The following is a 12,190-nucleotide window of genomic DNA, read 5'->3' on the forward strand; positions in this document are numbered from 1 at the left end:
ATAAAATGGTAAAATAGAACAAACTATGCAGAGGAGAATCCAAATGACAAAAGCAAACTTTGGTGTTGTAGGAATGGCCGTAATGGGTCGCAATCTTGCCTTGAATATTGAATCTCGTGGCTATCGTGTCGCTATCTATAATCGCAGTAAGGAAAAGACTGAGGATGTGATCAAGAGCCATCCAGAGAAAAACTTTGTACCGAGCTATGATATCGAATCATTTGTAGCTTCTATCGAAAGTCCACGCCGGATTATGCTTATGGTACAAGCTGGTCCTGGAACAGATGCGACTATCCAAGCCCTTCTTCCTTATTTGGATAAGGGAGATATCTTGATTGACGGTGGAAATACCTTCTATAAAGATACTATCCGTCGTAGCGAAGAATTGGCCAATTCAGGCATCAACTTCATCGGAACAGGCGTATCTGGTGGTGAAAAAGGTGCTCTTGAAGGCCCTTCAATCATGCCAGGCGGTCAAAAAGAAGCCTATGACTTGGTAGCAGATGTCTTAGAAGAAATTTCTGCTAAAGCTCCTGAAGACGGTGCACCATGTGTAACTTATATCGGTCCAGATGGTGCTGGTCACTATGTCAAAATGGTTCACAATGGAATTGAGTACGGAGATATGCAGTTGATTGCAGAAAGCTATGACTTGATGCAACACTTGCTTGGACTTTCAGCGACTGAAATGGCAGACATTTTTACTGATTGGAACCAAGGAGAGCTGGATAGTTACTTGATTGAAATCACAGCTGATATCTTAAAACGCAAAGATGATGAAGGCCAAGACGGACCAATCGTTGACTATATCTTAGACGCAGCTGGCAATAAAGGGACTGGTAAGTGGACAAGTCAATCTGCCCTTGACTTGGGCGTTCCGCTACCTTTGATTACAGAATCTGTCTTTGCTCGTTATATCTCAACCTACAAAGAAGAGCGGGTACATGCCAGCAAGGTCTTACCAAAACCAGCACCATTCCAGTATGAAGGGGATAAGGCTGAATTGATTGAAAAAATCCGTCAAGCCCTTTACTTCTCAAAAATCATGTCGTATGCCCAAGGCTTTGCCCAATTACGTGTAGCTTCTAAAGAAAACAATTGGAATCTTCCATTTGGCGAAATCGCAAAAATCTGGCGTGCAGGCTGTATCATTCGCGCACGTTTCTTGCAAAAGATTACCGATGCCTATGGACGTGACGAAGACTTGGCGAACCTTCTCTTGGATGAGTACTTCATGGATATCACAGCGAACTACCAACAAGCAGTTCGTGATGTGGTAGCCTTGGCAGTCCAAGCAGGAGTACCTGTGCCAACCTTCTCAAGTGCCATTGCTTACTTTGATAGCTACCGTGCTGAGAATTTGCCAGCAAACTTGATTCAAGCACAGCGTGATTATTTTGGAGCACACACTTACGAGCGTAAGGATAAAGAGGGAGTGTACCATTATTCATGGTATGATGAAAAATAGGAAGGCCTATGGGAAAGCGGATTTTATTAATTGAACATGAAACAAATTTAGCACGATTCCTAGCGTTAGAGTTGCAAAAGGAAGCCTATCAGATTGATCGCTGTGAGACAGGGCAAAAAGGTTTGCACCTTGCCAAAGAAAATACTTATGATTTGCTCTTGCTTAATTATGATTTGCTAGATATGACTGGTGAAGAGTTCGCAGAAAGCCTTAGCCTGATAAAACCTGCGAGCGTGATTATCGTCATGGAAGAGCGAGAAACTCTGCCTCAGCATTTAGAAAATATCCAACGATTTGCGGTTTCTTACCTGGTCAAGCCTTTCATCGTGAATGATTTGATTGATAAAATTTCTGCCATTTTCCGTGGTCGTGACTTCATTGACCAGCATTGTAGCCAAATGAAAATCCCAACTTCCTATCGGAATTTACGGCTTGATGTTGAAAATCATCTGGTTTATAGAGGAGACGAGGTCATTGTTTTAACCCGCAGAGAATATGATTTACTAGCGACCCTTATGGGAAGTAAGCAAGTCATGACCAGAGAGCAATTGCTGGAGCGGGTTTGGAAATACGAAAGTACAGCTGAAACCAATGTCGTTGATGTCTATATCCGTTACCTTCGTGGGAAGATTGATGTTCCTAATCAGAAAAGTTACATCAAAACCATTCGTGGGGTAGGCTACAGCATGCAGGATTAGCTCCGATTAAAATATGATTGAGAGTCTAGGACAAAAGTTCCTAGCTCTTTTTATATTGATTTAGATTTATAGGATGAAATGGTTGAGCTAAACCAAATAATTTGCAGCTTTACACGTTCTTTGAACCATATAGACTGTCTAAATAGAAATGAATTTGATTTCTAATAAACTTTAGAGATTTATTTTCTGTGGTATCAATGACTCCAAACACTCGATAATGATTTCTGAAAAGTTCTTCATAGTTGATGTGACTTCCAATGATGATAATATTTGCAAGTTCTGAATGAGCTCGTATATCTTGTAAATACAAATTCAGCTGATTTGCTGATAAAAACATTGATTTTATGATAAAATAGGTAGTAGGAATATGAGATTTATAGGGATGATAATAAAGAGAAATCTTGATGTCACGATATTTTCTTTTACTTAATAGATATATTTTAGTTATTAAAGCAATAAAGAAACTAATCAAAGAATTTGGAAAAATTTCAATCATAACTATTCCTTTCCAAAGTTTAGTATGTATTAGTTTATCATTATTTTAGTTAGTCTTATAGGGTATTTCCTGAATGGTTATTAAATTTTCTTAAATAGGAAATGACTTGCCATTCAGGATGTTTCGATTACCATTTGGGATTGAGGACAAATGGATCATTGGTTTTGTGATATTCTTTGATCAAAAGGAGGGAAACCAATGAATTTTATGATGATTAAAACAAAGCAACATGCGATGAAGGTGAGGATAGCTGATGTTTATTATATAAAGTCACATCCAGAAAAACCACACTATATTGAAATTGTGACTAAAAAAAAGACCTATGCTATTTTAGAGAAACTTCAAAATATAGAAAGCCTATATTCAGAATATTTTGTTAGATGTCATAGAAATTGTTTAGTGAATATTTCAAAAGTGACTGAGATTAATCTCCAAGATAAGACGATTCTTATTGGAAATGAGGGAGAGCGTCAAGTTCGGTTTTCTAGACGTCGTTATCAACATTTGGTAGAACAATGGCTCAATAAAGGAGATTTTTAGTATGGATATATTTGTATTGGAAGATGATTTTAGGCAACAAACCCGACTTGAGCAAGTGATTGAAACATTACTAGAGAAACATCAGATTGAGCCAACGTATTTTGATATTTTTGGAAAGCCTGATCAGTTGATTCATTCCATTCACCAGAGAGGTTCGCATCAGGTATTTTTTTTGGATATTGAGATAAAGTCAGAAGAACTCAAAGGTCTTCAAGTTGCTAAACAGATTCGAGCAATTGATCCCTATGCAATTATTGTGTTTGTAACAACTCACTCTGAGTTTATGCCGTTATCATTTCGTTATCAAGTATCGGCATTGGATTATATCGATAAAGAATTATCTGCTAGTGAATTTGAATCTCGCATTGAAGCAGCTCTACTCTATGCAAAAAGTAAGGAGGGTAAAACAATAGCTGATGATTCCTTTTATTTCAAATCGAAATATGCTCAGGTTCAATATCCTTTTGAAGACGTCTATTATATAGAGACTTCTCCACGTCCTCATCGAGTTATTCTCTATACCAAGACTGACCGAATGGAATTTACCGCGAGCTTATCAGATATTCTAAAACAGGAGAAGAGGTTAGTGCAATGTCATCGTTCATTTGCTATCAATCCTAAGAATGTTGTCAAAGTGGACAGGCAGGCTAAACTTCTCTATTTTCCTAATGGAGCAAGTTGTTTGATTGCACGACAAAAGATGGAGGGAATCTTGTCATCGATTGAGCATCTACACTAATTGAGGAGGATTTATGAAGATTATTCCGTACCTTATCGAAGCTATTCTATCTAATGGTTTAGTCATCGTCTTATTTTTCGCTATCAATCGTATCCGATTTTCTTCACGATCTATTTTCATAGCACTGGCTCTTCGCGTCTTAATAGCAGTTATCTTAGCAACTGTGAAGCAGGTGATGCCAAATAATTTGTTGGATTATTTAGACCTACCACTATATTATTTATTACTATCTTTTGTGTTTTTGAAGCCACTGCCTAAAACATTGCTTATCTTCTACGGTCTTTTTCCGCTTACTTTGTGGAATCTCTTTCATCGTGTTAATTCTTACTTTATTTTATCTTTGTTGGAGCAAGGAAAGATTTCACCATTAAATGATAGTCTTTATTATTTTAGTGCTTTTCTAAGTCTAGTGTTTGTCTTTCTTTTTCTAAAATGGTCACAGTATGATTTTAGAAAATTACAAACCAGTCTGATTGACTTGAAAGATCAGCGAGTGCTCTACCGCACAAATTGGGCTATGGTTATTTATTATGTCTTGATGCAATTTTTAACCTATTTAGAGTATGATGAAGGAATAATGACTATTGATTATCGTAGGTTGATTTTAGTAGCTTATCTGGTGCTTTTTATGGGCCTTATCAAGCAATTAGATAGGCATGTAAGAGAAAAATTGCAAAAGAAATTGCAACTCCAACAAGCGTTACAGCTGAGTAATATGGAAAATTACAGTCATCATGTCGAAGAGCTTTATCGAGAGGTGAGAGGATTTCGACACGATTATGCAAATCTGTTGACGACCTTGCGGTTAAGTATTGAGGATGATAATATTTCTCAAATCAAGGAAATTTATGAAACTGTATTAAAGGACTCTCATAAAAGATTGCGGAATCAGAAATATGATATTGGTCGCTTGATGAATATTCCAAACTCAGCCTTAAAAAGTCTGTTAGCGGCAAAGTTTATGCAGGCTAGTGAGAATAACATATCAGTCATTCTAGAAGTCCCTGAAGTTTTTGAGCCAAGAGGCATGGAGTTGGTTGATTTTATCACCATTACTTCGATATTGTTAGATAATGCTATTGATGCAGCAATAGGCACTACTGTGCCTAAGATTAATATTGCCTTATTGCAGGTCGATGATAAACAGATGTTGATTATTGAAAATTCCATTAAAGAAGAAGTGATTGATACCTCAGAAATCTATTCTTTTGGAACCAGTTCAAAAGGTAGTAATAGAGGAGTTGGACTATATAATGTGATGAAAATACTCGAACATTATCCCCTCACCTCCCTTAATACGACCAGTCAGGATTACACTTTCTGCCAAATTTTAGAAATCGGTCTTGAGTAAGCTATAAATTGAAAAAGCATAGGGTAATCTCTATGCCTTTTCAATGTACTTTATCCTAGCTGATGTTTGTTAATATCTCCAGTTAATTTTATTTCGGATATTTGTCTAAATCCATTTAAAACATCCGTCCACCAATTACCGCCAGAGATGTGATGAAGTTCAGAACAGGTTAGTTCAGGAAATTGTGTTAGTGTTTGTTTCTTGTCCATTTTAGGACCTCCTTTATATAATTTTTATTTTATTATAATCAAAAGTGTATCAATTGTGTGCCTACTTCTGGAATAGTCTTTGAAATTTCCTGAATGGCGAATTTATTGAGAATGATGTAAGATTTTATCCTTATAGTAATCAAAGTAAGTTTTTTTGTCAATAACGCTGGTCACACGCCCTTGCAAGCCGTATTGGATAAGTATACTATCCTTATCAGGAAGTTTCGCTAATGCTGTAATCTCAAAGAGATTTCCTTGTTCTGTTTTGGTAGCAGTCTTATCAATGGATTGGATATTTCCAGTAATAGTGATTGTTTGATTCCCGATTTTCTCAAGGCTGAGACGAACAATCTGATTTTTTTCAAGTAATGAGACATATTCTGAAGGAACATAGTAGCTAATGAGAACTTCTCTTGTTTCACTAATATTTGGATAAATTTGAGCGATTTCACTGCCGTTTGGAATAAGGTTTTTGCCTTCAAATTCACTATTGAAATGGATAATTCCTGTTTCTGGAGCTTTGATGGTATTGCTATCCAATCGAACAGTTGCTTGTTCAAGCTGAGATTTTAGATCGGTGATTTGATTTTCGACAGTTGTGAGCTGCTGAGAAGCTGTTTGTAGGAACTGAGTTCGGAGAACTTCGATTTTTGTTCCCAAACTAGTATCATAAGTAGAGATACTTCCAGTACCTGCACGTTGAATATTGAGACTAGCAATGGAATTTTCAAGACTAGAAATACTTTGATTGATTTGTGAGATGTACTGATCTACTGTAGCTGGATTTTGGGCTTGAGACAAGTAAGTATTCAGAGTAGCTTGGTGAGGATTGCCTACTGATAAGCTAGGAGTTTGATTGGTAATTGCTTGGCGAAGCTCCTCGTATTCGGAGATTTGCTGATGGATTGCGTTGATCTGATTGTCGATTGCTGCGACAGTATTACTAGCGATAGCAGCTTGATTGTTCACTTCCGTATTGACTTTCGAGATACCAAGTTCGATATCTTGCGATTGTGTGATAAAGTTATGAAACGTATTGACATAGCCAAATTCATCATCTCCTGAAAAAAGATTTGTACCCTGCTCTAAACTGGATTTGAGCGTTTCAAGTCCAGTTTTTTGTCGCTGAAGGAGGGCTAATTGCGTCTCTATAGCCTGCTTTTGAGAGCTTTCCATGGTTTCAGAGTATTTGATGATGACCTCATCTTTTTTGACTAGCTGATTATTTGCTAGATTATTGGTAAGAATGGTGTTATTGCTGGTTGATTGAATGGAAGCGATAATCTTTGTCGGAGTAATTTCTCCTCGTGAGGTGACAGTGACTTCCTTCTTGGCAAATAGCGAAAAAATTACTAGAAAGCTAGCTAACAAGATTAAAGGAATAATCAGGAGTGTCGCAAAGTTGTGGTAACGTCGTTGATAAAATTCAGCGCTTTTAAACAGATTTGGATTCATGGAGCATCTCCTTACTTACTAAATAAATGATGGTAGAAGCCTTGCTTAGCCATTAGTTCCTGATGAGAGCCAGTCTCAATAATTTTTCCTTGGTCAAGGACAATGACCTGATTGGTTCGCTCAGAAATGCTAAGTCGATGAGCTACAAAAATAATGGTTTTATCAGTCATCGTCATCAGGTTATCAATCACCTTTTTTTCTGTCAGGACATCAAGACCGCTTGTCGCTTCATCGAGTATGAGAACAGAAGCTTTGGTGAGAAGAGCCCTGGCTAGGGCAATCCGTTGTTTTTGACCACCGGACAGACCTGCTCCGTCAGAGAGTTCTGTTTGATAGCCCATAGGCATCTGTTCGATGTCATGGCGGATCTCTGCAATTTCACAAGCCCTTAAAATATCTTCTTGACGAATCATCTGATTAGCACCCAAGGTCAAATTCTCTAAAACAGAACCGCTAAAGATATAGGCTTGTTGAGGGAGGTAGCTGATATGTTTTCGCAATACTTTTTTATCCACCATTTTGAGGTCGTTATTGTTAATGGTGATGCGTCCTTTGTAGGGTTCAAAGAAGTTGACAATCATTTTAGCTAAAGTCGTCTTTCCTGAACCACTAATCCCTACGAGACTCACCTTGTCGCCTTTTTTGATTGTCAGATTGATGTCTGATAAGGTGTCACGACCAAAACCATATTTGTAGGAAAGGTCTTCAAACTGAATATCACCAGAAAGAAATTGGCTATCTGTTAGTGTCTGACTATCGCTAAATTCTGATTCAACCAAATAAACTTCGTTGAGACGATTATTAGCTACTTTTGCAGATTGTAGTTTTGTTTGAAGGTTGATGATATTTTCCAGAGGATGGGTAAAATAGCTGAGCAGTGTATTGAAGGTAATTAGTTGACCAATAGAAATAGAGTTATCCATTGCTAATCTAGCTCCAAACCAGAGAATACCCGTATTAAGGATTAATTGAGCTCCTTGTTTTAGAGTTCCTTGTAGGATAGAGTACTTACTTAATCTAAAGGACTTATCTAGATAGTCAACGAACTCGCTGTCAATTTTCTGGTAGCGACTTTCTTCGCTAGTTAATGACTTGATGGTTTCGATACCGTTAATATCTTCAATAATAGCTGAGCTGACCATGGAATTGCTTTGCATAACGTCGTGATTCATCTTTTCAAATGGTTTCATAAAGATGAAAATAATGGCAATGTAGATAGGGACGGAAATCAGTGATAGTAAAAAAAGATTGGTATTTTGTACCAGCAGGACACTGCCAACGATGATGAGGATAGAGACATCCAGAAAGAGGGATAGGATGGTGGATGCTAAAGCGTCAATGATGGAGTTGGCATCTGTAAAGCGGGAGATCACTTCCCCTGTCCGCCGTGTGGCAAAAAAGGACATGGGTAATTCAAAGATGTGTCGGATATAAGATAGAATGACATCAATACTTAGTCTCTGACTCAATACAGTGAGAAGATAATCTCGAGAGAAACTCATCATCTGCTGGAGAATATAGGTGACAATCAAGCCAATAGAGATAATTCCTAAAGTGGACTTCATCTGATTAGGAATATATTCATCTAAAATTCCTTGAATATAGTAAGAACCGCTAATATTGATGAGAGTGACTAGGAGACTTGCTAGTACAATATAGAAGATAAGAGAGCTCTGTTTAAAAATTAAAGGAAGAAAACTCAATAGTCCGTTCTTTTTATCTTTATGCGGCTTATAGCTTGCTTCAGGGGCTAGAAAAATGGCAACCCCTGTCCATTCGGTAGCAAAGCGTTCTTTAGTCATCTTCGTGATCTTAACTGTCGGATCAGGGTCACCGATGATCAGATGGTCTTTTTTTGCTTGATAGACGACATAGTAGTGTTGGAGTCTACCCTCCTTATTGACATGGACGATAAAGGGATAAGGTACATCTTCCATATCAAACAGAGTCATATCTGCTTGAATAGCCCTTGTTTCAAATCCCATCTCATTAGCGGCTTTTACAATCCCAAGAGCAGTCGTCCCTTCCTTATTCGTTTTTGCTAGCTCTCTCAAGTGGGCTAGAGAATAGTTCGAACCGTAGAATCTTGCGATAGAAGCTAAAGCAGCGACACCACAGTCCCTAGCATCAATCTGTGGGACAAATGTTCGTTTATAGGATGTCATTTGTATAAGTCCTTTCGTGTTCATTTACAAGTCTATTATGTCATGAACAGCTAAGCAAGGAAGCTTTAAATCTTAAATGGTTATTGAAACGTCTCGAATGGAAAAAATATTTTAACTTGTTTAAAAAAGAATTCCTGCACAGTCGCTTTATCCTCTCAAAACGGAAAATTTTTCCTGTTTAGGAAAGTTAAATGACTGTTCAGGAAATGGCAAAAAAATTTTTAAAGAAGGTGCTATACTAAACTTGTCAAGGTTGCAACAAGACAAAATAGTTAAAAAGCAAGTGAGGAATTATTAATGAATAAAAAAAATATTGCTCAGTTTGAATTAATTGATGATGATACACTTCGTACTGTAGAAGGAGGCTTGGTATGGTGGGCTGTCCCTGCAGCAGGTGTTGTTTATGGTATTGTAGCTGGCTATACTGATGAAAAATGTATTATGGATAATGGAAAGCATTGGTATTGTACTAAATTACCTTAATTTTAAGGGGAGGAACTAAGAATGGAAAAATTTGAACAATTGTCAGATTTGATGTTGGAAAGCGTTCAAGGTGCTGGAACACCTTGGGGTGATATACCTAATTTTATTGAATTTGGTGATAGAATCGGAAGGTGGCTAGCTCATAGACCTTCTGGTCAACCAGCACCACTGCCTATGTGTTATGAATATGGTCCTGCATATCCTGCACCAGTTTTGCCATGTCGATAGGAGAAGAAAATGGAAAAATTTGAAAATATTGAAGTGTATGAATTAGAGCAAGTATATGGCGGAGATAATTATCACTCTTTTTTACATACTGATACTTTATGGGCTAAGTTTGAAGAGTGGCTAACTCATCCTCATGGAAATCCAGCACCACAACCTATATGCTATGAATATGGTCCCGCGTATCCAGCACCAGTTTTACCGTGTAGGTAATATTGAATGACAATATAAATATAGGGGTAACCAATATTTGACTTGAAACAAGGTTAAACATTGGTTACTCCAATTTTATAAATACGAGTTTAGCAGAAAGAGTAAGATATGCTAGAGAGAGGAAAATATTTCACGTTAGGAGTGATTTTACCTATGATATTTGGATTGATAAGATTTCTTATCAATCAAGGGAACTATCATGCTAATGAAATGTTGTTTATTATTTTTTGTATTATTTTCTTATTCCTCTGTATAAAATATATGCAGGAGGATAAAGTAGTTACTTTTAGTAGGTTAGAAAAAAAACAGTTATTTCAGATTTTGATATTTGTTATTTTGGATATAGTATTTCTTTATATATACACAAGTATCTTTAAAGTATCATCGGGTGCTTCGAGTGCTTTCGTCGATAAAAGAAACGATGGGTATAGTTTTTCTTTTATACTATCTGTTGCTATTTTTTCTCCTATTGAGGAAGAATTATGTCTAAGAGGATGTGTTCAAAAAGGAACTTTTCAAAATTCTTGGTTAGGCATAGTATTTACCTCTGGCTTATTCTCCTATTTACATAGTCCTTTTGATGCGGTATCATTTTTATATTATGCAATATCGGGATTAATTTATGGAGTTTCTTACAAACTAAGCGATAATCTACTAGTTCCTATTTTATGCCATATAAGCTATAACAGCTTTATTGTTTTTTTGTCTCTCATATAAAAAGAAAAAAACCGCGTTGTAAAATGAAGCGCAACAGAGAAGATATGTTCATCTGATATACTAAAGTCGCTAAATAAAGTATAAAGGAAATAAGAACATGTCCGCCAATCATTCTACCACAAAACAAGCCTATCACCATATTTCAGAAGGATTGAAACCAGCTGAAATTGCGAAACGTTTGAGTCGAAATCGCTCTACCATCTATCGTGAACTCAAGCGTGGGATTGTCAGACAAGTTAAACAATAGACCGAGAAAATGTCTTAACTGGAGAACACCTTATGAGGTATTTTATGAAGAAGAAATGCACTTAATTTGACAATTCAAGCCATAAAAATACCGGCCTCCCTATTGTTAGATTTTGGTCTAACTTTTTTTGGGAGAGGCGGTACATACCTATAACTAGTCATTTTTTGATATAAAATAGAGCAGGATAAGTGAGTCAAATAGGATGCTTTTCCAGCAAATGCAACGGATAGTAAAAAAATAGCTAGTTTCCGACTAAACTATATAGGTAAATTTCAAAAATGCTAATTTTGATTTTCACTGAGTATTAAACTCTTGAAAATTTTTGAAAAACTATATTTTATGATGAAAATAAAATATGTTTTTATCGTGCTATACTAAACTTGTCAAAGTTGAATGAGACAAAACAAACATAATTATAGAAGGAGATGGTTGATATGACTACGAAAACAATGGAAAACTTTTAATAAGTTGGAAGCTGAAAAACTGGCAATTGTTGAAGGTGGGATATTGGGCATTGATGATGCCTTATTTTGGACAGTAGCTGGAAGTTATGTTATAGGGAGAACTATTGATGCTGGGATTGAAGATTTGACAAATCAATGTCGAAGAAATCCTAATCAGTGGTTTTGTATTCATGTATAGGAAAGGATAGTGGCATGAAAAAGGCATTTATTATTATTCTATTATGGATTGTAATGAGCACCATATTATATCCTTTAAGAAACTGGATTGGGTATGATGTTATATTTTTTATACTATTTATTGCTGCAGTTGGGATTTATATTAGATTTGCAAAAAGAATTGAAGAAAAGGATGAAAATTAAGCATTATCATATTTTGAATGAAGAGGGATTAGGAATGATTATTGGTGGAGATGATTGTTTCTTTTTAGATGTAGGTTGTATTACGTGGGGAAGTATAAAAAGGATATCTGGAATGATTAAGCCAGGTCCCTATGTTTCTCCTACCTGTATTCCAAAAAGTTCTTGGAATCCTGCTTCGCCAGTTCCATGTCCATAAAGCATAACAAAGAATGGCTTGGGTTGGCACTGCCCTGTAGGAATGATTGATGGAGGATTGCAAGTGACGGTCTAGGTGTAGCAATGAATTTGCTGCTGGAATTTGCTTATTCTTTGATGGATTTAATAAAAAGGAATATAGAGGTAAGTGTTAGGGGAATTAGA

At 36.6% G+C, this 12,190-nt stretch carries 15 protein-coding genes and 1 pseudogene; 12 read left to right on the forward strand and 4 right to left on the reverse strand.

Annotated elements, in window-relative coordinates:
- Nucleotides 1–43: 43 nt before the first annotated feature.
- Together gndA and BFM96_RS05115 are read left to right on the forward strand one after the other, a co-directional pair.
- Nucleotides 44–1,468 carry an NADP-dependent phosphogluconate dehydrogenase gene (gene gndA / locus BFM96_RS05110; protein ID WP_068991184.1) on the forward strand — a complete coding sequence of 475 codons (1,425 nt, stop codon included), beginning with the start codon at nucleotides 44–46 and terminating at the stop codon, nucleotides 1,466–1,468.
- 8 nt (nucleotides 1,469–1,476) lie between these two features.
- The gene (locus BFM96_RS05115; RefSeq protein WP_068991187.1) at nucleotides 1,477–2,166 is read left to right on the forward strand and encodes a response regulator transcription factor; all 690 of its coding nucleotides are present in this window, start codon (nucleotides 1,477–1,479) and stop codon (nucleotides 2,164–2,166) included.
- Between the two features lie 109 nt (nucleotides 2,167–2,275).
- Here the strand turns inward: BFM96_RS05115 and BFM96_RS11340 are convergent, their stop codons facing one another.
- Nucleotides 2,276–2,662 carry a hypothetical protein gene (locus BFM96_RS11340; protein WP_068991190.1) on the reverse strand — a complete coding sequence of 129 codons (387 nt, stop codon included), beginning with the start codon at nucleotides 2,660–2,662 and terminating at the stop codon, nucleotides 2,276–2,278.
- Nucleotides 2,663–2,860: 198 nt separating this feature from the next.
- Between BFM96_RS11340 and BFM96_RS05125 the strand changes: the two genes are divergently transcribed.
- From BFM96_RS05125 to BFM96_RS05135, 3 genes are read left to right on the forward strand one after another with little or no spacing between them, the layout of a single operon-like run.
- Nucleotides 2,861–3,202 carry a LytR/AlgR family response regulator transcription factor gene (locus tag BFM96_RS05125; RefSeq protein ID WP_068991194.1) on the forward strand — a complete coding sequence of 114 codons (342 nt, stop codon included), beginning with the start codon at nucleotides 2,861–2,863 and terminating at the stop codon, nucleotides 3,200–3,202.
- Between the two features lies 1 nt (nucleotide 3,203).
- The gene (locus tag BFM96_RS05130; RefSeq protein ID WP_068991197.1) at nucleotides 3,204–3,941 is read left to right on the forward strand and encodes a response regulator transcription factor; all 738 of its coding nucleotides are present in this window, start codon (nucleotides 3,204–3,206) and stop codon (nucleotides 3,939–3,941) included.
- Nucleotides 3,942–3,954: 13 nt separating this feature from the next.
- Nucleotides 3,955–5,292, forward strand: coding sequence for a sensor histidine kinase (locus BFM96_RS05135; protein ID WP_068991199.1), 1,338 nt, complete (start codon nucleotides 3,955–3,957; stop codon nucleotides 5,290–5,292).
- Nucleotides 5,293–5,342: 50 nt separating this feature from the next.
- On the opposite strand, the gene BFM96_RS10840 is transcribed toward BFM96_RS05135, so the two are convergent.
- From BFM96_RS10840 to BFM96_RS05145, 3 genes are all read right to left on the reverse strand, one after another.
- The gene (locus tag BFM96_RS10840) at nucleotides 5,343–5,501 is read right to left on the reverse strand and encodes a ComC/BlpC family leader-containing pheromone/bacteriocin (RefSeq protein ID WP_083201746.1); all 159 of its coding nucleotides are present in this window, start codon (nucleotides 5,499–5,501) and stop codon (nucleotides 5,343–5,345) included.
- A 102-nt stretch (nucleotides 5,502–5,603) separates the two neighbouring features.
- Nucleotides 5,604–6,956 carry a bacteriocin secretion accessory protein gene (locus BFM96_RS05140; RefSeq protein WP_068991202.1) on the reverse strand — a complete coding sequence of 451 codons (1,353 nt, stop codon included), beginning with the start codon at nucleotides 6,954–6,956 and terminating at the stop codon, nucleotides 5,604–5,606.
- A gap of 11 nt (nucleotides 6,957–6,967) precedes the next feature.
- Nucleotides 6,968–9,121, reverse strand: a complete 2,154-nt coding sequence (locus BFM96_RS05145) for a peptide cleavage/export ABC transporter (RefSeq protein WP_068991204.1) — start codon at nucleotides 9,119–9,121, stop codon at nucleotides 6,968–6,970.
- A gap of 297 nt (nucleotides 9,122–9,418) precedes the next feature.
- Between BFM96_RS05145 and BFM96_RS05150 the strand changes: the two genes are divergently transcribed.
- The 7 genes and pseudogenes from BFM96_RS05150 (at nucleotide 9,419) to BFM96_RS05175 (ending at nucleotide 12,026) form a co-directional block, all read left to right on the forward strand.
- Entirely contained in the window at nucleotides 9,419–9,604 is a 186-nt protein-coding gene (locus tag BFM96_RS05150; protein ID WP_068991207.1) for a ComC/BlpC family leader-containing pheromone/bacteriocin, read from the forward strand.
- 21 nt (nucleotides 9,605–9,625) lie between these two features.
- On the forward strand, nucleotides 9,626–9,832 hold the full coding sequence (locus BFM96_RS05155) for a hypothetical protein (RefSeq protein ID WP_068991210.1): 207 nt from the start codon (nucleotides 9,626–9,628) through the stop codon (nucleotides 9,830–9,832).
- A 9-nt stretch (nucleotides 9,833–9,841) separates the two neighbouring features.
- Nucleotides 9,842–10,042, forward strand: coding sequence for a hypothetical protein (locus tag BFM96_RS05160; protein ID WP_068991213.1), 201 nt, complete (start codon nucleotides 9,842–9,844; stop codon nucleotides 10,040–10,042).
- Nucleotides 10,043–10,150: 108 nt separating this feature from the next.
- Nucleotides 10,151–10,759 carry a CPBP family intramembrane glutamic endopeptidase gene (locus BFM96_RS05165; RefSeq protein WP_068991216.1) on the forward strand — a complete coding sequence of 203 codons (609 nt, stop codon included), beginning with the start codon at nucleotides 10,151–10,153 and terminating at the stop codon, nucleotides 10,757–10,759.
- Between the two features lie 97 nt (nucleotides 10,760–10,856).
- Nucleotides 10,857–11,003 (forward strand): annotated as a pseudogene (locus BFM96_RS10845) (helix-turn-helix domain-containing protein); the annotation flags it as partial.
- Between the two features lie 471 nt (nucleotides 11,004–11,474).
- The gene (locus BFM96_RS05170) at nucleotides 11,475–11,648 is read left to right on the forward strand and encodes a bacteriocin (RefSeq protein ID WP_068991219.1); all 174 of its coding nucleotides are present in this window, start codon (nucleotides 11,475–11,477) and stop codon (nucleotides 11,646–11,648) included.
- Nucleotides 11,649–11,741: 93 nt separating this feature from the next.
- Complete coding sequence (locus BFM96_RS05175; RefSeq protein WP_223245869.1) at nucleotides 11,742–12,026, forward strand: hypothetical protein; 285 nt, start codon at nucleotides 11,742–11,744, stop codon at nucleotides 12,024–12,026.
- The last annotated feature ends 164 nt before the right edge of the window (nucleotides 12,027–12,190 follow it).

Source organism: Streptococcus himalayensis (genome assembly GCF_001708305.1).
Lineage (GTDB): Bacteria > Bacillota > Bacilli > Lactobacillales > Streptococcaceae > Streptococcus > Streptococcus himalayensis.

Coding starts and splice junctions, on each gene's coding strand:
- BFM96_RS05140 (WP_068991202.1), bottom strand. CDS start 6,956: ATGAATCCAAATCTGTTTAAAAGCGCTGAATTTTATCAACGACGTTAC.
- gndA (WP_068991184.1), top strand. CDS start 44: ATGACAAAAGCAAACTTTGGTGTTGTAGGAATGGCCGTAATGGGTCGC.
- BFM96_RS05165 (WP_068991216.1), top strand. CDS start 10,151: ATGCTAGAGAGAGGAAAATATTTCACGTTAGGAGTGATTTTACCTATG.
- BFM96_RS11340 (WP_068991190.1), bottom strand. CDS start 2,662: ATGATTGAAATTTTTCCAAATTCTTTGATTAGTTTCTTTATTGCTTTA.
- BFM96_RS05130 (WP_068991197.1), top strand. CDS start 3,204: ATGGATATATTTGTATTGGAAGATGATTTTAGGCAACAAACCCGACTT.
- BFM96_RS10840 (WP_083201746.1), bottom strand. CDS start 5,501: ATGGACAAGAAACAAACACTAACACAATTTCCTGAACTAACCTGTTCT.
- BFM96_RS05135 (WP_068991199.1), top strand. CDS start 3,955: ATGAAGATTATTCCGTACCTTATCGAAGCTATTCTATCTAATGGTTTA.
- BFM96_RS05150 (WP_068991207.1), top strand. CDS start 9,419: ATGAATAAAAAAAATATTGCTCAGTTTGAATTAATTGATGATGATACA.
- BFM96_RS05145 (WP_068991204.1), bottom strand. CDS start 9,121: ATGACATCCTATAAACGAACATTTGTCCCACAGATTGATGCTAGGGAC.
- BFM96_RS05125 (WP_068991194.1), top strand. CDS start 2,861: ATGAATTTTATGATGATTAAAACAAAGCAACATGCGATGAAGGTGAGG.
- BFM96_RS05155 (WP_068991210.1), top strand. CDS start 9,626: ATGGAAAAATTTGAACAATTGTCAGATTTGATGTTGGAAAGCGTTCAA.
- BFM96_RS05175 (WP_223245869.1), top strand. CDS start 11,742: ATGATGTTATATTTTTTATACTATTTATTGCTGCAGTTGGGATTTATA.
- BFM96_RS05115 (WP_068991187.1), top strand. CDS start 1,477: ATGGGAAAGCGGATTTTATTAATTGAACATGAAACAAATTTAGCACGA.
- BFM96_RS05160 (WP_068991213.1), top strand. CDS start 9,842: ATGGAAAAATTTGAAAATATTGAAGTGTATGAATTAGAGCAAGTATAT.